Annotated in this window: 14 protein-coding genes; 4 read left to right on the plus strand and 10 right to left on the minus strand. The window is 64.0% G+C overall.

Going from position 1 to position 18,541, the window contains the following annotated elements; genetic code table 11:
* Positions 1-108: 108 nt before the first annotated feature.
* The 4 genes from PO883_RS05540 to argH form a co-directional block, all read right to left on the minus strand.
* Positions 109-1,332 (minus strand): Xaa-Pro peptidase family protein, encoded by a 1,224-nt coding sequence (locus tag PO883_RS05540; RefSeq protein WP_289308843.1) that lies wholly within the window; start codon positions 1,330-1,332, stop codon positions 109-111.
* Between the two features lie 5 nt (positions 1,333-1,337).
* Positions 1,338-3,026, minus strand: coding sequence for a TRAP transporter large permease subunit (locus PO883_RS05545; protein WP_289308844.1), 1,689 nt, complete (start codon positions 3,024-3,026; stop codon positions 1,338-1,340).
* A gap of 33 nt (positions 3,027-3,059) precedes the next feature.
* The gene (locus tag PO883_RS05550) at positions 3,060-3,650 is read right to left on the minus strand and encodes a TRAP transporter small permease subunit (protein ID WP_289308845.1); all 591 of its coding nucleotides are present in this window, start codon (positions 3,648-3,650) and stop codon (positions 3,060-3,062) included.
* Positions 3,651-3,756: 106 nt separating this feature from the next.
* Positions 3,757-5,154, minus strand: coding sequence for an argininosuccinate lyase (argH, locus tag PO883_RS05555; protein ID WP_289308846.1), 1,398 nt, complete (start codon positions 5,152-5,154; stop codon positions 3,757-3,759).
* Positions 5,155-5,311: 157 nt separating this feature from the next.
* Here argH and PO883_RS05560 point away from each other — a divergent pair, with 157 nt between their 5' ends.
* On the plus strand, positions 5,312-5,737 hold the full coding sequence (locus tag PO883_RS05560; protein WP_289308847.1) for a GNAT family N-acetyltransferase: 426 nt from the start codon (positions 5,312-5,314) through the stop codon (positions 5,735-5,737).
* A 187-nt stretch (positions 5,738-5,924) separates the two neighbouring features.
* On the opposite strand, the gene PO883_RS05565 is transcribed toward PO883_RS05560, so the two are convergent.
* Together PO883_RS05565 and PO883_RS05570 are read right to left on the minus strand one after the other, a co-directional pair.
* Positions 5,925-7,313: a YfcC family protein gene (locus tag PO883_RS05565; protein ID WP_167086937.1), complete on the minus strand. Its 1,389-nt coding sequence runs from the start codon at positions 7,311-7,313 to the stop codon at positions 5,925-5,927.
* Positions 7,310-8,428, minus strand: coding sequence for a succinylglutamate desuccinylase/aspartoacylase family protein (locus PO883_RS05570; protein ID WP_289308848.1), 1,119 nt, complete (start codon positions 8,426-8,428; stop codon positions 7,310-7,312). The genes PO883_RS05565 and PO883_RS05570 overlap by 4 nt, the downstream gene beginning before the upstream one ends.
* Before the next feature lie 171 nt (positions 8,429-8,599).
* Here PO883_RS05570 and PO883_RS05575 point away from each other — a divergent pair, with 171 nt between their 5' ends.
* On the plus strand, positions 8,600-9,892 hold the full coding sequence (locus tag PO883_RS05575; RefSeq protein ID WP_289308849.1) for a cyanophycinase: 1,293 nt from the start codon (positions 8,600-8,602) through the stop codon (positions 9,890-9,892).
* Between the two features lie 3 nt (positions 9,893-9,895).
* On the opposite strand, the gene PO883_RS05580 is transcribed toward PO883_RS05575, so the two are convergent.
* The 3 genes from PO883_RS05580 to PO883_RS05590 form a co-directional block, all read right to left on the minus strand.
* Positions 9,896-11,041 carry a DUF1624 domain-containing protein gene (locus PO883_RS05580; protein ID WP_289308850.1) on the minus strand — a complete coding sequence of 382 codons (1,146 nt, stop codon included), beginning with the start codon at positions 11,039-11,041 and terminating at the stop codon, positions 9,896-9,898.
* Between the two features lie 8 nt (positions 11,042-11,049).
* Complete coding sequence (locus PO883_RS05585) at positions 11,050-13,137, minus strand: TonB-dependent siderophore receptor (protein ID WP_289308851.1); 2,088 nt, start codon at positions 13,135-13,137, stop codon at positions 11,050-11,052.
* A 132-nt stretch (positions 13,138-13,269) separates the two neighbouring features.
* On the minus strand, positions 13,270-13,698 hold the full coding sequence (locus PO883_RS05590; RefSeq protein WP_167086942.1) for a Fur family transcriptional regulator: 429 nt from the start codon (positions 13,696-13,698) through the stop codon (positions 13,270-13,272).
* Between the two features lie 137 nt (positions 13,699-13,835).
* Here PO883_RS05590 and PO883_RS05595 point away from each other — a divergent pair, with 137 nt between their 5' ends.
* Positions 13,836-15,266, plus strand: a complete 1,431-nt coding sequence (locus PO883_RS05595) for a M64 family metallopeptidase (protein WP_373890034.1) — start codon at positions 13,836-13,838, stop codon at positions 15,264-15,266.
* A 240-nt stretch (positions 15,267-15,506) separates the two neighbouring features.
* Positions 15,507-15,986: a hypothetical protein gene (locus PO883_RS05600; RefSeq protein ID WP_289308852.1), complete on the plus strand. Its 480-nt coding sequence runs from the start codon at positions 15,507-15,509 to the stop codon at positions 15,984-15,986.
* Between the two features lie 214 nt (positions 15,987-16,200).
* Here the strand turns inward: PO883_RS05600 and parC are convergent, their stop codons facing one another.
* Positions 16,201-18,522, minus strand: a complete 2,322-nt coding sequence (parC, locus tag PO883_RS05605) for a DNA topoisomerase IV subunit A (protein WP_289308853.1) — start codon at positions 18,520-18,522, stop codon at positions 16,201-16,203.
* Between the last annotated feature and the right edge of the window lie 19 nt (positions 18,523-18,541).

An 18,541-nucleotide genomic window follows, 5' to 3' on the forward strand; every position in this document is an offset into this window, starting at 1 on the left:
AGGAAGTCTGACTAGCCGGCAAAGGAAATTGTATTATTTCAAATGCACTATTTCACAATTGCATTTGGCGCCGGACCACCATCGCGGTGCCCGGCGCGCAGGGCAGCTTTAGCGGGCCATGCCGAACGGATCGTCGATGGTGTGGGCCGGTTCCGTGAACCACTTCGGTCCCGTCTCCGTCATATAGAAGTGGTCTTCATGGCGCACGCCGAATTCGCCCGGAATGCAGATCATCGGCTCGTTCGAAAAGCACATCCCGACATCGAGCGGCGTGCTGTCGCTGCCGACCAGGTAAGGCCACTCGTGAATATCCATGCCGATCCCGTGGCCGGTGCGGTGCGGCAGGCCGGGCAGCTTGTAGCCGGGACCGAAGCCATTCGATTCGAGCGAGACACGCGCCGCCGCATCGACCTCGCGGCACGGCACGCCCAGTTGCGCCGCCGCGAACGCGGCCAGTTGCGCCGCCTTCTCCGCATTCCACACGAAACGCTGGCGCTCGCTGATCTCGCCGAACACATAGGTGCGCGTGATGTCCGAGATGTAGCCATGCACCTGGCAGCCGGTATCGATCAGCACCACGTCGCCCGGCGTCAGGGTCTGCGCATAACTGACGCCGTGCGGATAGGCGGTCGCCTCGCCGAACAGCACGATGCAAAAATACGAACCCGGCGCACCCACCTTGCGGTGCGCGCGCGCGATGAAGTCGCTCACCTCGACCGTGGTGATCCCCTCATGCAGGATGCTGGCGGCGGCCTTGTGCACTTCGAGCGTCATGTCCTTCACGCGCTGCATCAGGGCGATTTCGGCGGACGACTTGCGCGCGCGGCAGAACGCCGTGACCGTTTTGGCGTTTTCCAGCGCGTAGCCCGCCGCCAGTGGACGAATGCCGTCGGCGATGAAGAAAGCGGCGCTCTCGCAAATGCCGATGCGTGGCGGCGCGGCCGCATCGGGACCGATGCCCATGCGTTGCAACACGTCGATGAACAGCTGGTAGGGGCTCTCGTGCTCCTCCCAGCAATTGACCTTGCCCTTGACCAGCATGAAGTCGGTCAGCGAACCTTCCTCGAACACCGGCGCAATGTATTCAAGGCTGCCTGTGGCTGGCAGGATCGCGCCCACCATGCGTTCGCTGGCATACCACTTGGTGCCCGTGAAGTAGCGCATGTTGGTGCCCGCGTTCAGGAACACCGCGCCAATGCCCTGGTCGCGCATGAAGGCCTGGGCCCTGGCGATGCGCTGCTCGTGTTCTTCCTTGCCGATCGGGGTCATCCCGCCGGTCATGTCGGACAAGGCGGCCAGCGCCTCGTCCATGCTTTTTCCACCAATATTCATCGCGCTCATTTCTTTTTAGGGTCAGGGTCGGTATCGGTCGAGAAGTTCAGCTCCGGGGTGCTGTCTTCCTCTTGCTTGTCGGCGCCGTCGGCGGGAAGCTTGAGCGCTTCCGCTTCGGCGGCCGGGGTGTCGATGTGCAGCTCGAGGTCCTCTTTCATGTCGACCTTCGATTCCACCGACACCAGGTGCGGGAAGGCGATGATCAGGCCGACCATGATCACCTGGATCACCACGAACGGAATGGCGCCCCAGTAAATGTCGGATGTCTTGACCTCTTTCGGTGCCACCGAGCGCAGATAGAATAGCGCAAATCCGAACGGCGGGTGCATGAAGGAGGTCTGCATGTTCACGCCCAGCAGCACGCCGAACCAGACCAGGTCAACGCCCATCTTGTTCGCCACCGGCCCGACCAGCGGCACCAGGATGAAGGCCAGCTCGAAGAAATCGAGGAAAAAGGCCAGTACGAAAAACATGATGTTGACGACCAGCAGAAAGCCATTCACGCCGCCCGGGAGGCTGGTCAACAGGTGCTCGACCCACAGGTCGCCGTTCACGCCGCGGAACACCAGTGCGAACACGGTCGATCCGATCAGGATGAACATGACGAAGCAGGCCAGGCGGGTGGTCGAATTCATGGCTTGCTTGAGCAGGCTCCATGACAGGCGGCCGTTCAGCATCGCCAGCAGGATGGCGCCCATCGCACCCATGCCGCCGCCTTCGGTCGGCGTGGCGATGCCGACGAAGATCGTCCCCAGCACCAGGAAGATCAGCGCCAGCGGCGGCACCATCACGAACACCACGCGGTCGGCCATGCGCGAGAGCAGGCCGAGTTTCAGGCGGCGGTTAAGCACTGCGAACGCAAATGAGGCGATCACGCCCACGGCGGTGGAATAGATCCCCGCTTCGTCCGGGGCCAGTTGCGGGTGGCTCGCACGCAGCACGGCGGCGACTGCGAACGCGATCGCCACCGTGCTGGCGACCATGGCCAGCAGCGAGCGCGCGCCGCTGTCGCCGTTCGGCTCGCCCAGGTTGCGTGCTTCGAGCGGCAGCGCCGGCACGTGCGTGGGCTTGAAGATCGACAGGGCCAGCACATAGCCGGCGTACATCGCGGTGAGCAGCAGGCCCGGGATGAAAGCGGCCTTGTACATGTCGCCCACCGATTGGCCCAGCTGGTCGGCCATCACGATCAGCACCAGCGATGGCGGGATGATCTGCGCCAGCGTGCCGGAGGCGGCGATCACGCCGGAGGCGATGCGCTTGTCGTACCCGTAGCGCAGCATCACCGGCAGCGAGATCAGTCCCATCGAGATCACCGACGCGGCCACCACGCCGGTCGTCGCGGCCAGCAGCGCACCGACGAAAATGACCGCGTACGCCACACCGCCGCGGATCGGGCCGAATAGCTGGCCGATGGTGTCGAGCAGGTCCTCCGCCATCCCCGACCTTTCCAGGATCAGGCCCATGAAGGTAAAGAAGGGAATCGCCAGCAGATTTTCGCTGGCCATGATGCCGAAGATCCGGTTGGGCAGCGCCTGCAGCAGTTCGGGCTTGAGCAAACCCAGTTCAATGCCGACCAGGCCGAAAAACAGGCCGTTGGCGGCCAGTGAAAATGCGACCGGAAAACCGGATAGCAAGAAGATGACCAGCGCCCCAAACATGATGGGTGCCAGATTGGCGATGATGAATTGTTCCATGTGTCCCTGACCGAAGTGGCTGTGCGTGCTGCGCTAGGTGATCTTGTTGGCGGCTTTGATGGCGTCGATTTCGTCCTGCGGCGTGACCACCTGCTTGCTGAACGAACTGGCGTCGATGCGTCCGGCCAGGAAGGCGATGCGCTTGATGATTTCGGAGACGCCCTGCAGGACGATCAGCGCAAAGGCCAGCGGCACCAGCAGTTTGGCGGGCCAGACGATCAGGCCACCGGCATTGCTCGACATTTCGCCGCTTTCGATGGAAATGCGGGCGAAGGGAATGCCGTACCAGAGGATCAGCAGCGAGACGGGCAGCAGGAACAGCAAATAGCCGAACAGGTCGATCCAGACCTGGGTGCGCTTCGAGAAGTGGCCGACGATGACGTCGATGCGCACATGCTCGTCGCGCTTGAGCGTATAGGCGGAAGCGAGCATGAACATGGCGCCGTACAGGTACCACTGGATTTCGAGCCAGCCATTGGAACTGGTATGGAAGATGTAGCGGACCAGGGCATTGCCGGCGCAGATGAGGACGGAGGCCAGCAGGGCCCAGCTGACGACGCTGGCGATCTTCTCATTGAGAGTGTCGATCGCGCGCGACAGCGGGATGAAAAGTGACGTGAGCATGGTGCTGGTATCTCCAGTAGTTTCAAACAAAATGTTCAAAAACAAGCACAGTCGCCGGCGTCTGCTGCGCCGGTCGACTAAAAACAGGTCACTGATGGTGCCGCGCCTACCCGGCCAGCTGGGCGCGCACGCGGGCAATCGCCGCGCGCACCTGGCGCGGCGCGGTGCCGCCCACATGGTCGCGCGCCGCCACCGAGCCTTCCAGCGTCAGCACCGCGAACACATCGTCGCCGATCAGGTCCGAAAACTCGCGCAGCTTATCGAGCGACATCTCGGACAGGTCGCATTTGAGGTCGTCGCAGGCCCGTACGGCGCGCGCCACGGCTTCGTGGGCATCGCGGAACGGCAAGCCTTTCTTGACCAGGTAGTCGGCCAGGTCGGTCGCGGTGGCGTAGCCCTGCAGGGCGGCGGCGCGCATGGCGTGCGGCTTGACCGTGATCCCGCCGGCCATGTCGGCAAAAATGCGCAGCGTGTCGACCAGCGTGTCGACGGTGTCGAACAGCGGCTCCTTGTCTTCCTGGTTATCCTTGTTGTAGGCCAGCGGCTGGCCCTTCATCAGGGTCAGCAGGCCGGTCAGGTGGCCGTAGACACGGCCGGTTTTACCGCGCGCCAGTTCCGGCACGTCCGGGTTTTTCTTTTGCGGCATGATCGACGAACCGGTGCAGAAGCGGTCGGCGATGTCGATGAAGCCGACCCGTGGACTCATCCAGATCACCAGTTCTTCGGACATGCGCGAGATGTGCGTCATGATCAGCGCGCCCGCGGCGCAGAACTCGATCGCGAAATCGCGGTCCGAAACGGCGTCGAGCGAGTTGTGGCAGACGTCGTCGAAGCCGAGCGTGCGCGCCACCCGTTCGCGGTCGATCGGGAAGGTGGTGCCGGCCAGCGCGGCGGCGCCCAGCGGCAGGCGGTTGACGCGCTTGCGGGCGTCCTGCATGCGTTCGACGTCGCGCCCGAACATTTCGACATAGGCCAGCATGTGGTGGCCGAAGGTGATCGGCTGGGCCACCTGCATGTGGGTGAAACCGGGCATGATGGTGTCGGCATGCTGTTCGGCCAGGTCGGTCAAGGCCAGGCGCAGGCCGTTGAGCAGCACCACGATGTCGTCGATGGCGGCGCGTACGTACAGGCGGATGTCGGTGGCCACCTGGTCGTTGCGCGAGCGTCCGGTATGCAGGCGCTTGCCGGCGTCGCCAACCAGTTCGGTCAGGCGCTTCTCGATATTGAGGTGGACGTCTTCCAGGTCGAGCAGCCACTCGAAGCTGCCGGCCTCGATTTCGGCCTTGATCTGGGCCATGCCGCGTTCGATTTCGGCACGGTCGGCGGCGCTGATGATGTTCTGGGCTGCCAGCATCTCGGCATGCGCGAGCGAACCGGCGATGTCGAACAGGGCCAGGCGTTTATCGAAAAAGACGGAAGCGGTGTAGCGTTTGACGAGGTCGGAGACAGGTTCGGAAAAGCGCGCCGACCAGGCTTCGCCCTTCTTTGAAAGTTGTGCGGTCATGTGAAGAGTTCCTTTGCGTTACCTGATTATAAACAAGGAAAGCAGGCTGCGGGCAATTCCTGTTGGGGGTTGCACAGCTGTTCCGAATTCGCGCGCGGCCCTTGCGCTCGCAGCGAACGAAGGTAGAATTGTTTCTTTTAAAGGGATGCGCCCAGCCATGTCCAATTTACAGATCAGTACCGACCGCTCGCAGCTCGACGTTCCGTTAATTTATCGCTTCCTCAGCGAGCAGTCGACCTGGGCCATTGGTATTTCGCGACCGGTAGTGGAGCGCGCGATCGAGAACTCCCTGTGTTTCGGGGGCTACGTGGACGGGCGCCAGGTGGCGTTTGCGCGCGTGATCACCGATTTTGCGACTTTTGGTAACTTGGTGGATGTGTTCGTGATTCCCGAGTACCGTGGGCGCGGGTATGGCAAGGAGCTGATGAAGGCGGTGTTGGCGCATCCGAGCTTGAAGGGCCTGCGCAGGCTGATGCTGGCCACGGGTGATGCGCATGCGCTGTATGCGCAGTTTGGATTCACGTCGCCGCAAAGGCCGGAGTCGCTGATGGAGCGGTATTTCCCGAATATCTACGTCAGTTAACGACTCTTTTCATTGGTTCGGCGAAGCGCACCACATTTAATACCGCTATTTTATGAACCGTCGTTCCTGCCATTGGCAGAAACGACTTCCCGCGCAGGCGGGAACCTCATTCTGTGCTGTAGCCGCAGGCTAAACTACGGACTTGGGGGGAACGCATGCGTTCCCGCCTGCGCGGGAACGATGAAGGTCAACTCCAGTTCATCAAGCACGGCGGAATCAGCAACAGCAGCGCCATCACAAAATACGCCAGTTGCAGCGGCACCATCCACTTGGCCCAGGTCAGCCACGGAATGCGCGCCAGTGCCAGCACCCCCACCGTCACGCCCGAGGTGGGAATCATCGGCAAAGTCAGTTCCCCCAGCTGGAACGCCAGCACCGCGGTCTGGCGCGTGATGCCCACCAGGTCCGCCAGCGGCGCCATGATCGGCATGGTCAGCGCGGCCTGTCCCGTGCCCGAGTGAAGAAAGAAGTTAATCACCGTCTGGATGACGAACATCTTCTGCGCCGCGAACACCGGATTGGACGATTGCACCAGCGGCACCAGCGAATGCAGCATCGTGTCGATGATCTTGGCATCCTGCGCCAGGATCATGGTGCCGCGCGCCAGGGCGATCACCAGCGCGGTGCCGACCAGGTCGCGCGCACCGTGCAGGAAAGCGCCCACGAAGGCGTCGCTGTCGAGCCGCCCGATGACGCCGACCACGATCGCCATCACCAGGAACAGCGCGGCGATCTCGTTGATGTACCAGCCGTACTTGATCACGCCGACCACCATCGCCGCCATGAAGCCGACGAACAGCAGCAGCACCGTGCCGTGGGTGAGCGTCATGCCGGTCAGGTTGCCGAGGGCGGCGCCGTCGCTTTCCTTGCGCTTGTCGAGATCGAGCGCGTAGGTGGGGCTGCGCGTCGGATCCTGCTTGATGCGCGCCGCGTACCACATCAGGAACGCGATGGTGAGCGCGGTCGCCACGAACCAGACGATCAGGCGGTAGCCCACGCCCGAGAACATCTCGATCCCGGCGATATTCTGCGCCACGCCCACATTAAAAGGATTGAGGAAGGCGGCCGCGAAGCCCACCTGCGCGCTGAGAAAGGGAATCGACACGCCGATGACCGAGTCGTAGCCCAGGGCCAGCGCCAGCGGCACGAAAATGAGCACGAACGGAATCGACTCCTCGCTCATGCCGAAGGTGGCCCCGCCCAGCGAGAAGATGGTCACGAACACCGGAATGAGCATCGCCCGCACGAAGGCCGAATGGGTATGCGCGCGCGCCACGCTGCGGATCATCGCGTCGAGCGCCTCGGTCTTTTGCAGCACCGCGAACGCGCCGCCGACGATCAGCACGAAGCCGATGATCTGGGCCGCTTCCTTGAAGCCTTTGATGGGCGCCATCATCAGCGCCACGAAACCTTGCGGATTACTCTGCACGTAGTGGAAGGAAGCCGGATCGATGCGTGGCTTGCCATCGACCAGCACCGTCTCGTACTGGCCGCCCGGCACCAGCCAGGTGGCCACGGCGATCATCGCCAGGATTAAAAACAGCAGGACGAAGGTATTCGGGATGCGCAGTTTCATTGGCTCAGCAGCTTTCCGGCGCGGAAAGCCACTGGTCCCGCGATCTTGCCGACCGCCATGCCGCGCAGCAGATGGCGGTGCGCGGTGCGGGCGAAGAACACGCCGTCGACACTGCAGCGCAAGGTCGTGGTGCGGCCGCTCACCGGCTCGACCAGGTCGGCGATGGCGTCGCCGGCCCTGACCTTTTCGCCCAATTGTTTCAGGAACACCAGCACGCCGGCATGCGGCGCGGCGATCGGCTCCACGCCTTCGAGCGGGGTCGGTGCGCACAGCGGTTCGGGCAGCTCGGGCGGCGCCACGGCCAGCACGCCGGCATGCGCCAAAAACTGCAGCAGGGCGTGCGCGTCGCGCTGGGCCAGTTCATAGCTCACGTCCATCTCGCCGCGCAGCTCCACGGTGGTCGACAGGCAGGCCGGCGGAATCGGAAAGCCCGGTCCGAAGTGCGCCGCCAGGTCCCACCACAGGCGGCTGCAAGCTTCGTCGAACGGTTCTTCGCCCGCTTCGAGCGCCAGCAGTACCGCGTGCGCCTGCATCAGCGCCGACAGCGGCGCCACCGCCTCGGCCAGCGGGGTGCCTGCATATATATGCAGCACCGCTTCGTTATCGCAGTGCAGATCGAGCACGATGTCGGCATCGATGGCCATCCCCAGCAGGATCTTCTTGAGCGCATCGGCATCGGTTTTCGGCTGCCAGGCGCCGACCGATTCGCGCGCGTGGGCGCGGATCAGGGCCACATTGGCCTCGGCGTCGGGGCCGAGCAAGCCTTCGAGCGAGGTTTTCAGGTCCTCGGCCACGTGCTTGTAGGCGCGGTTGAAATTGGTACCGGTCGACAGGTCGAAGCGGCCGAAGGGCGCGCCGTGGATGGCCTGGGCCAGGCCGATGGGGTTGGCCGCCGGGACCAGGATGATCTCGCCGCGAATGCTGCCGGCCGCCTCCAGCGCCAGCAGTTCGGTGCGCAAAAACTGCGACACCAGCATGGGCGGCACTTCGTCCGCGTGCAGCGCGGCCTGGATATACACCTTCTTGCCGGTGCCCGGCGTACCGAAATGGAAACTGGCCAGTTGCGAGGACATGCTGCTGTCCTCCAGGGAGATGCGATGGGTTTGTGCTTGCATGGTCGTGACCGTTAAATGACGTTAGCGGAAGTGTGGCATAAAAAGCCGCCGCCGCGCCGGCTGCATTTCTGGAATACGACATAATATTTCTGCGCGGGGTATCATCTTGCCTTCACATAACACCGGCTGCGTGCTCCGCCGCCCGACCTACCGAATAAGGAAGAACCACCGATGCTGAACCTGGCCCGCCGATACTTACAGTTCCTGTTCCTGCTCCTGCTGGCGGCGGGCCAGGCGCAGGCCGCCGCACCGGTTCCGGCACCGGTTCCGGCCCCGGTCCCGGTTCCGGCCCCGGTTCCGGTTCCGGCGCCCGCCGTGCCGCAAGGTGGGCCGAAAGGCTCGCTGGTGATCATCGGCGGCGCGCTGCGCGGCGAGAACGCGGCGGTGTGGAAGCGCATCGTCGAACTGGCGGGCGGTCCGGGGGCGCGCATCGCCGTCTTCGGCTCGGCCTCGGCCAGCCCCGACATCGCCGGCAAGAACAACGTCGAAGTGCTCAATTCCTACGGCGCCGATGCCTTTTTCGTGCCGGTCGCCGTCAAGCTGGAAGGCGTCGACTACCGTGTCGCGGCCAACGATCCGGTGCTGGCCGACGCGGTGCGCCACGCCGACGGCGCCTATTTCGTCGGCGGCAACCAGGCCCGCATCATCGAAGCGCTGCGCAAGAAGGATGGCAGCAGCAGCCTGGTGCTCGACGCGCTGTGGTCCATGTACCGCAACGGCGGCGTGATCGCCGGCACCAGCGCCGGCGCGGCGATCATGAGCAGCACCATGTTCTACGATGTCAATTCGGTGCTCTCCACCCTCAAGCGCGGCGTGGCCGACGGCATGGAACTGGCGCCGGGCCTGGGCTTCATCGGCAAGGACGTTTTCGTTGACCAGCACTTGCTGGTGCGCGGGCGCTTCGGGCGCATGCTGCCGGCCATGCTGGCCAAGGGCTACAAGATGGGGCTGGGGATCGACGAGAACACGTCGATGATCATTCACGGCAACCGCGACGTCGAGGTGCTCGGCTACAAGGGCGCGCTGCTGATCGACCTCAATAGCGCCACCTCGACGCCGGGCGACTTCAATGTCAGCAATGCCAAACTGAGTTACCTCGATAACGGCGACCGCTTCAATCTGTTGAGCGGAGTATTTACGCCATCGCGCGAAAAGCTGGCCAACAAGCTCGATCCGGCCGCGCCGTACTACCGTGGGCCGCTGTTTTTTGCCGATATCCTCGGTAACACGACGGTGGTGGACCTGATGCACCGCCTGATCGACAGCGACCAGACCGACGCCATCGGCCTGACCCTGGGCAGCCCGCGCGACCTGCAGCCGGAACTGGGCTTCGAGTTCCGCTTCAGCCGCACCAAGGACAGCATCGGCTATATGTCGGCGATTTCGGATACCTACTCGGTCTTCAACATCCGCCTCGACGTGCTGCCGATCCTGATCCGCCAGCCGCTGTACCAGTATAAGTAAACGCTACAGGTAGCGCACCCACGCCCGGCCGCTGGTGCGCTTGTAGTGCCCGAACCAGCGGCACGGGTAGTACAGCGCCGCGATCACGGCCAGCGCCCACACCCACACTTCGCCGATCCCGCCCGCCTGGTGCGCCTGCCCGCCTGAGACGGCCGCCGTCAGGCCGCGCAGCGCGAGCAGCAGATACAGGTGCGCCAGGTAATAGAATAGCGGCACCGCGCCGAAGGTGGCGCAAAAGGCCACCACGCGCCGGTTCGCCGCTTCCATCCATGCCAGTGCCAGCATCCCCACGCCGAGCGTCATCAGGAGGAAGTTGAGCGAGGGCGGATACTTGGTCAGGTTCAGGAACGCCATCGCCGTGTGCAGCAGGTCGGCCTGCACGGTCCACGGCCGCGTCTCGCCATAGATGTTAAAGCCGCGCAGCAGCGCAAGCAGCAGCAGGCAGGCCGCGCTGGCGAGCAGCAGGATGCGGCGCCGCGCCGGCGCCTGCACCGTGGTTGAAAACAGGGGACCGGCGGCGTAGCCGAGCAAGATCACCCCGATCCACGCCAGCAGCGGATAACTGATCTTGACGCGGGTCGCGCCCTCGCTCACCAGGAAGCCGCGCTGCTCCAGCAGCGTCCACGCGGCGTGCGCCAGGCTGCCCGCTTCCAGTCCGGGAAAGGACAAGGCATTGTGGCCGGCCACGATCACGGCGCCGAGCAGTGCCAGCCAGCGCAGCGGCACCTTGTGCAGCAGGGCCAGCGCGATCATCGACAGGCCGATCACCCAGATCACCTGCAAGTACAGCACCGGCGGCGGAAAGCGGCCCGACCACGCGAAATTGACGAACACCAGTTCCAGCACGATCAGGAACAGGCCGCGCTTGAGCAAAAAGCCGCGCGGACTGCGCGGGCCGGACGGCGGATTGGCGTACAGCCAGGCCGACAGGCCGGTGAGGAACACGAACATCGGCGCGCAGAAATGCGCCGCCATGCGGCTGAAAAACAGCGGTGGCTCGGTCGTGGCCAGGTCCATCGGGTCGCCGACCTGGTGGTGCAGGAAGAAGGTTTCGCGCGCGTGGTCGAGCGTCATGATCAGGATGATCAGGCCGCGCATCGCATCGATGGCGGCGATGCGTTTGGATGGCGCGGGTGCGATGGCGGTCATGTCGGCTCTTAAAAGCTGTAGCTGGCCGTCAGCGTGGCCGCGCGTTCGGTGCCCGGTGCCACCCACATCTGGCTGTACGAACTGGCATACCAGGTCTTGTTAAACAGGTTATCGATATTGAGCGCGATGCGCAGCTTGCGGTGCGGCGCGTAGGCCGCCACCAGCTTGACGGTGCTGTAGGCGGGCAGTTCGAAGCTGCTCGATGCGGCCACGTCGCCCATGCGCTTGCCCACGTAGCTGGCGCCGGCGCCGGCGCTGGCCTTGGCCTCGCCCAGCCTGAAGCTGGACACCAGCAGCAGATTGGCGCTGTGGCGCGCCACGTTCGGAAAGCGGCTGCCGGTAAGGATCGTCTTGTCGCCCCTGGTGACGGTGGCGTCGGTGTAGGCGTAGGCGGCCGACAGCTGCAGCTTGCGCGCCACGGTGCCGGCCACGTCCAGTTCCAGGCCGCGGCTGCCGACTTCTCCGGCGGGGATCGCAAAGTCGGTATTGGCGGGGTTGGTCGTCAGGACGTTCTTCTTGTCGATCTTGTACAGCGCCACGGTGCTGCTCAGTTTTCCGTCGAGGGCGTCGATTTTCGCGCCCAGTTCATACGACAGGCTCTTTTCCGCCTCAAATGCGCGGTTGTCGATGCTGATGCCGCTGTTCGGGCGATAGGCACGCGCCGCACTCGCATACAGCGATAGCGCCTTGGCCGGCTGGTACACAATGCCCGCGCGCGGGCTGCTGGCGTGCAGGCTTTGCGCGCTGCCCGTCTTGAGCCGGTTGTTGGTGACGGTTTGAGCGGCGCTGTCGTAGCGAATGCCCAGCAGGGCTTTCCACTGGCTGCCCAGGTCAATCTGGTCCTGCGCATAGACGCCGTGCGCGCGCTGGCGCTCCAGCGTGTCGATCGACAGCGTCAGCGGATCGGCAACGGCGCCGTAGACCGGCTGGAAAATATCGATCGTGTACGGATTGGCGCTTGACGGATTGCGGCGCAGCTGCACGCGGCGGTCGTCGAAGCGGTAGGCGTCGACGCCGAACAGCACGCTGTGGCGCAAGGCGCCCGTGCCCAGTTTTCCGAGCAGTTCGACCCGGCTAGAGGTGTCGGTGGCCGAGAAATCGCGGTGGCGGCGCTGGCGCCGCAAGGTGCGGCCGTCGGCCAGCAGGTTGTTGGCTTCCGTCGAAAAGCCGCTCAGTTCACTGTCGCGGTAGGACAGGCCCGATTGCAGCGACCAGCCGCCGTCCAGGGCGTGCTGCACGAACAGTTGGTGCCCGAGCGACTTGACGGTGGTGCGGCCATCGCCAGGCTCGCCCAGGAAGCGCGACGCGGGAACCGCACCGAGCTTGCCGTTCAGCGCCGGCACGCCACGGTCGAACGGCGCTTTTTGCTGGCTCGCTTCGATCTCGTAGGAGACCGTGGTGTGCTCGCCCGCCAGCCACACGAACGAGGGCGACAGCAGCAGCGTGTCGCGCCGGCCGCTGTCGCGAAAGCTCTCGCCCTGCTGCCAGGCGGCGTTGACGCGGTAGGCCAGCGTCTCGCTCACAGGGCCGGTGACGTCGAGCGCGGTGCGCCAGGTATTGAAGCTGCCGGCCGCCGCGCTGATGCTGCGCTCCTGGACGAAGCGCGGCTTTTTGGTGACGATGTTGACCGTGCCTCCCGGCTCGCCGCGCCCGTACAGGGCGGCCGACGGGCCTTTGAGCACTTCGATCGATTGCGTGTTGGCGGTGTCGCGCAGGCCGTTGTAGCCGCGGCTCGAACTGAAGCCATTGACCAGGAAATCGGAGCCGAAATTGGGGTCGCCCGTGAAGCCGCGCATGGCGTAGCTGTCCCACAAGCCGCCCAGGTTACTCTGGCGCGCAATGCCGCTGGCCAGGTCGAGCGCAGCGGCCAGGGTGCTCACGCCGGCGTCGCGCAGGACCTCGCTGGTGAGCACGCGCACGCTTTGCGGCAGGTCCTTGAGTAGCGCATCGGTCTTGGTCGCGCCGGTGGCCGACAGGCTGCGATAGTGCTCGCGCTGGCCGCCGATCACCACCTTGTCGATCGGCTCCGGCGCGGCGGTGGCGGCCAGCGGCGCGAGGCTGGCGAGGAGGATGGCGCTGGCGGTCGGGATGTGCATGCGTGGGATTTCTTCAGGCGTGGCGGAGCCGGATAGGGCAAGATATTAATGCAACTGAGTTGCCATAATAGGTCGAATACCTCTTTAATGCAATAGGCTTGCGTTAGCCGCGTGACTGATGCGGCACCGGTTTTACTTTTTGGCGTTACACACCTGGCACACGCCCTTGATCAGGAAGTCGACCTGGTCGCTGGTGAAGCCGTCGGGAAGCGTGATCTGGGCGGGCAGGGCGATGTCGGTAAAGCAGGTCACCATCTCGCAGCGGGTGCACTGGAAGTGCGCGTGCTGGTGTCCGTGCTGGCCCGCGCCGGCGTTGAAGCGCCACACCTGGTCGGCGCCGGCGATGCGGTGCACCAGTTCGTGCTCGCTCAGCCATTCCAGCACCCGGTACAAGGTCACGGAATCGAGCGCCGCGCCGGCCAGGCCTTCCTGGATGTCGTGGTGGGTCAGGGGCTTGTTCTGCGCCAGCAGATACGCCAGCACGCGCGAGCGCGGCTTGGTGAGGCGCGCGCCGGTGTCACGGATCAGTGATTCAGCCTGGCTTTCAATCGTTGTGTACATCGTCGCTGGGATTCCAAGGGAAGCGACATGCTACCACGGCGCCGCGCGGGTCCTGAACGCTATGCCGATTACGCTCTTTTGCGCCGTCCGGGGCGGGTTTACAATACAGCACGACCCACGCTTGCAAGGAAACCGCCATGCCGCTGTCCCCCCTCCGTTTCATGCGCCGCGCCGCCGGCCTGCTGGCGCTGGCCGCCGCCGCCCAGGCCCACGCCCAGCCGCCCGCCACCGTCCGCGTCGACTATCAGCACAGCGGCAATGCCCTGTCCGACCAATACGCGCTCGAACGGGTGGTGATCGAACCGCTGCCGTGGCCCGGGGACCTGTCGCAAAACGTCGACACCACCAACCGTGGCCAGAACATGGTCGAAGTGGTGGACGCCAAAACGGGCGACCTGCTGTATTCGCGCGGCTTCTCCACCATTTTCGGCGAATGGCGCACCACCGAGGAAGCGATGCGCATCAGCCGCGGCTTCGAGGAGTCGGTGCGCTTTCCGGCCTTTGGCAAACCGGTGCGGGTGCGGGTGCTCAAGCGCGACGAGCGCAATCAGTTTTCGGTCGCCTGGAGCGTCGAGGTCGACCCGGACGCGCCGGATGTGGTGCGCAAACAGGCACCGGCACCGGCCAAACCGATTCCGATCCGCGTCAGCGGACCGTCCCCGGCCAAGGTCGACCTGCTGGTCATGGGGGACGGCTACACCGCCGCCGAGATGAAAAAATTCGAGGCCGACGCGCGCCGCCTGGCCGATCATCTGTTCACGGTGTCGCCGTTCAAGGAGCGCGCGGGCGACTTCAATGTGTGGGCCATCGCGGTGCCGACCGCTGAGAGCGGCGTGTCGCGTCCATCGACCGGCGTGCACCGCGCATCGGCGCTGGGCACGCGCTACGATATTTTCGGCAGCGAGCGCTACGTGCTCACCTTGGACAACCGCGCGCTGCGCGACATCGCCCAGCATGCGCCGTACGAGTTCATCGAAATCCTGGTCAATAACGATACCTACGGCGGCGGCGGCATCTTCGGCCAGTTCAGTACCGCGGCGGCCGGCAACGACTGGGCCAATTACCTGTTCGTGCACGAATTCGGCCACCATTTCGCCGGCCTGGCCGACGAGTATTACACCTCGCCCGTGGCCTACCAGTCGAGCGCCGGACGGATCGAGCCGTGGGAGCCGAACGTGACCGCGCTGCGCGACCCGGCCAAGCTGAAATGGCAGCGCCACGTCAAGGCCGGCACGCCGCTGCCGACCGTCTGGCCCAAGGCCCAGTACGAGGACTATGCGCGCGCCTACCAGAAGCGGCGCGCCGCGCTGCGCGCCGCCAACCGGCCCGAGTCGGAGATGAGCGCACTGTTCCACGAAGACCTGACCCATACCAATACCCTGTTCGCCAAGGCCGCGCACCGGCACGACGTGGGTGCCTTCGAGGGGGGCAATTACGAGGCGAGCGGCTACTATCGGTCGGAAATGCAGTGCCTGATGTTCGATCGAAGTGAAAGATTCTGTAACGTCTGTAACGATGGCATCACCACCATCATCGATTTATATGCAGGGAAGAGGGCGGGGAAGTAGGCGTAAGGCCTGCAACGGCGGGCGATCTGGAATTTTCTTGTCCAGTTCGCCTGGTTGGAAGTTGCTTTTGGTTAGCTCTGGAATGCGTGCGCTAGCGCACAGACCCAGTGTGCCGCAAGACATATTCTGGATGCCGTTCCTTGACGAAATATAAAGTTGAGAACGATAGATGGCGACGGACTCCGGTCCAAAACGTCCACGGATAAGAAACCCCCAACCAGTCTTCTAAAAGGTACAACCATGAACAAATTACTCCTTACCCTGATCGCCGGCCTGTTCGCTACTTCGGTTTATGCACAAACGCCAGCTGCTACGCCAGCCGTTGTCAAAGCTGAAGCGACCGCCAACAAGGACATCGCCAAAGCCGAAGCCAAGGAAGCCAAAGTAGTTGCCAAAGCCGACGAAAAAACCACCAAGGCTGCCGCCGACGCTACCGAGAAAAAAACCAAGGCGCATTCGAAAGCGGTAAAAGCCCACGCGGAAGCGAGCACCGACGTCGCCAAGGCTGATCCGGAAGACAAAATGAAAGCCGAAGCCAAGGCCGAGAAAAAAGTCGCCAAAGCCAATCTGAAAGCCGAGAAAAAAATGATCAAGGCCGACGAAAAAGCGGAAAAAGTGGCTGTTGAAGCTGGCGCCGACAAAGCGACCGCCGCGGCAAAAACCCACGAAACCAAAGTGGAAGCCGCTTCGGACGTGAAAAAAGCTGCTGCCAAGCACTAATCTATGCGCCCTGCTTGCAGGGTGATGGAATGAAAACGGGGTAAGTATTGCCTGACCGGGGTCTGACCTCGGTAGGCAATACTTACCCCGTTTTTGTTGTTGGCCACCCCGCCCAGCGTTCCTGCTTCCGTCATTCGCGCCGGGTGCCGCCCTGGGGCGGGAAGTCATTTCTGCCAATGGCAGAAATGACGGAGGTGCGCCGGAGGAGCGCTACTTAGCCAATCGGCGTGAGCGTCATGACCTTGATCCTGGCCACCAGCGCCTTGCCCTTGCGTGCGCGCTTGCCGAAGTGGACCGCCAGGCCCGAGGCCGACAAATCGACCGCGCGCGGCTTCTCGCCCGCCCAGGTCCCGTGCACCGTCACGCCTTTTTGCGAAATCGGCTGCACCGCCAGCAGTTTTTCCTTGTCTTCCAGCTCGATCAGGGTCACGCCGCGTCCGCCGTTGGTCAGCGTCTTGAGTTCATCCATCCCGAACACCAGCAGCTTGCCTTTTTCGGTCAGGCAGGCCACCGCGCTGGCATTGGCCGCGATCACGCGCGGCGGCAGCGGCTGCGCGCCATCGTCGAGCGTGATGAAGGACTTGCCGCCCTTGAGCCGGCTGACCATGTCGCCCGCCTTGGCCGCGAAACCATAGCCCGCGTTCGACGCCATCAAGAGCACGGTCTGTGCGCTGCCCGCGAAATAGTGCAGGATGCGCGCGCCGCCCGACAGGTCGACCAGCGTGGTAATCGGCACGCCATCGCCGCGCGCCCCCGGCAGCGCCGCCACCGGCACCGAGTACACCTTGCCGTTGTCGCCGAAGCCGAGCAGGTTGTCGATGGTGCGGCACTCGAAGGCCGCATACAGCGAGTCGCCCGCCTTGAAGGTGAACTGCGCCACATCGTGGCCCACGCCGGTGCGCGCGCGCACCCAGCCTTTTTCGGACACGATCACCGTGACCGGCTCGTCGACGATTTTTTGCTCGGCGGTGGCGCGCTGCGCTTCTTCGATCACGGTGCGGCGCGCATCGCCGAACTGCTTGGCGTCGCTTTCGATCTCGCGGATGATCAGGCGCTTCATGGTCGACGGATTGTCGAGGATGTCGCGCAGGCTGACTTCTTCCTTGCGCAGTTCTGCCAAAGCCTGCTGGATCTTGATCGTCTCCAGGCGCGCCAGCTGGCGCAGGCGCAGTTCCAGGATATCCTCGGCCTGGATGTCGGAGAGGCGGAATTCGGCGATCAGCGCGGCCTTCGGCTCGTCCGAATTGCGGATGATGTGAATCACCTTGTCGATATTGAGCAGGACCGCTTCGCGTCCTTCGAGAATGTGAATGCGGTCGTTGACCTTGCCCAGCCTGAAATCGGTACGGCGGCGCACCGTCACGAAGCGGAAATCGATCCACTCCTGCAGGATTTCGCTCAAGCCCTTCTGGCGCGGCCGCCCGTCGCCGCCGATCATCACCAGGTTGATCGAACTGGACGACTCAAGCGAGGTATGCGCCAGCAGCATCAGCATGAATTCAGCCTGGTCCTGGTTCTTCGATTTCGGCTCGAATACCAGGCGCACCGGCGCGGCGCGGCCGGATTCGTCGCGAATCGTATCGAGCGAGCCCAGGATGGTCTGCTTGAGTGCCAGCTGTTCGGGCGTGAGCGCCTTTTTCCCCAGCTTGATCTTGGGGTTGGTCAGCTCCTCGATCTCTTCGAGCACCTTTTGCGACGACACGCCCGGCGGCAGTTCCGACACCACCGCCTGCCACTGGCCGCGCGCCAGCTCTTCGATCTTCCAGCGCGCGCGCACCTTCATCGACCCGCGTCCGCTGGCGTACATGTCCGAGATCTGCGCCGGCGGCGTGATGATCTGGCCGCCGCCCGGGAAATCCGGCCCCGGAATGAGCGTCATCAGTTCGGCGTGGGTGATCTTGGGATTGCGGATCATGGCCACGGTGGCGCGCGCTACTTCAGTGAGGTTGTGCGAGGCGATTTCGGTGGCCAGGCCGACCGCGATGCCGGAGGCGCCATTCAACAGTACCATCGGCAGGCGCGCCGGCAGGGCTTTCGGTTCGGCGTGTTCGCCGTCGTAGTTGGGCTGGAAGTCGACCGTGCCTTCATCGATTTCTTCGAGCAGCAGCTTGCCGATGGGGGTCAGGCGCGCTTCCGTGTAGCGCATCGCCGCCGCGCCGTCGCCGTCGCGCGAGCCGAAGTTACCCTGGCCATCGATCAGCGGATAGCGCAGCGAAAAGTCCTGCGCCATGCGCACCAGCGCGTCGTAGATCGACTGGTCGCCGTGCGGGTGCAGTTTTCCCATGACGTCGCCGACCACGGCGGCCGACTTGCTTGGCTTGGCGGTTGCGCTCAGGCCCAGTTCGTTCATCCGGTACAAGATGCGGCGCTGCACCGGCTTCTGGCCATCGCACACGTCGGGCAGGGCGCGGCCCTTGACGACCGAGACGGCGTAATCGAGATAGGCGCGCTCGGCGAAGGTCGACAGCGTCAGCGTTTCGACGTCTTCAGGTGGCGGCGGTGGAGGTGGTTCAAACAGATTCGATTGTGAGGACATGTACGTAGGTGCTTATGAA

Source organism: Massilia sp. DJPM01, assembly GCF_030348125.1.
In the GTDB taxonomy this organism is placed as follows: Bacteria; Pseudomonadota; Gammaproteobacteria; order Burkholderiales; family Burkholderiaceae_D; genus Telluria_A; species Telluria_A frigida.

Bases quoted from the DNA above. Each gene is read 5' to 3' on its own strand.
- PO883_RS05540 (WP_289308843.1), bottom strand. From the start codon at position 1,332: ATGAATATTGGTGGAAAAAGCATGGACGAGGCGCTGGCCGCCTTGTCC.
- PO883_RS05545 (WP_289308844.1), bottom strand. From the start codon at position 3,026: ATGGAACAATTCATCATCGCCAATCTGGCACCCATCATGTTTGGGGCG.
- PO883_RS05550 (WP_289308845.1), bottom strand. From the start codon at position 3,650: ATGCTCACGTCACTTTTCATCCCGCTGTCGCGCGCGATCGACACTCTC.
- argH (WP_289308846.1), bottom strand. From the start codon at position 5,154: ATGACCGCACAACTTTCAAAGAAGGGCGAAGCCTGGTCGGCGCGCTTT.
- PO883_RS05560 (WP_289308847.1), top strand. From the start codon at position 5,312: ATGTCCAATTTACAGATCAGTACCGACCGCTCGCAGCTCGACGTTCCG.
- PO883_RS05565 (WP_167086937.1), bottom strand. From the start codon at position 7,313: ATGAAACTGCGCATCCCGAATACCTTCGTCCTGCTGTTTTTAATCCTG.
- PO883_RS05570 (WP_289308848.1), bottom strand. From the start codon at position 8,428: ATGCAAGCACAAACCCATCGCATCTCCCTGGAGGACAGCAGCATGTCC.
- PO883_RS05575 (WP_289308849.1), top strand. From the start codon at position 8,600: ATGCTGAACCTGGCCCGCCGATACTTACAGTTCCTGTTCCTGCTCCTG.
- PO883_RS05580 (WP_289308850.1), bottom strand. From the start codon at position 11,041: ATGACCGCCATCGCACCCGCGCCATCCAAACGCATCGCCGCCATCGAT.
- PO883_RS05585 (WP_289308851.1), bottom strand. From the start codon at position 13,137: ATGCACATCCCGACCGCCAGCGCCATCCTCCTCGCCAGCCTCGCGCCG.
- PO883_RS05590 (WP_167086942.1), bottom strand. From the start codon at position 13,698: ATGTACACAACGATTGAAAGCCAGGCTGAATCACTGATCCGTGACACC.
- PO883_RS05595 (WP_373890034.1), top strand. From the start codon at position 13,836: ATGCCGCTGTCCCCCCTCCGTTTCATGCGCCGCGCCGCCGGCCTGCTG.
- PO883_RS05600 (WP_289308852.1), top strand. From the start codon at position 15,507: ATGAACAAATTACTCCTTACCCTGATCGCCGGCCTGTTCGCTACTTCG.
- parC (WP_289308853.1), bottom strand. From the start codon at position 18,522: ATGTCCTCACAATCGAATCTGTTTGAACCACCTCCACCGCCGCCACCT.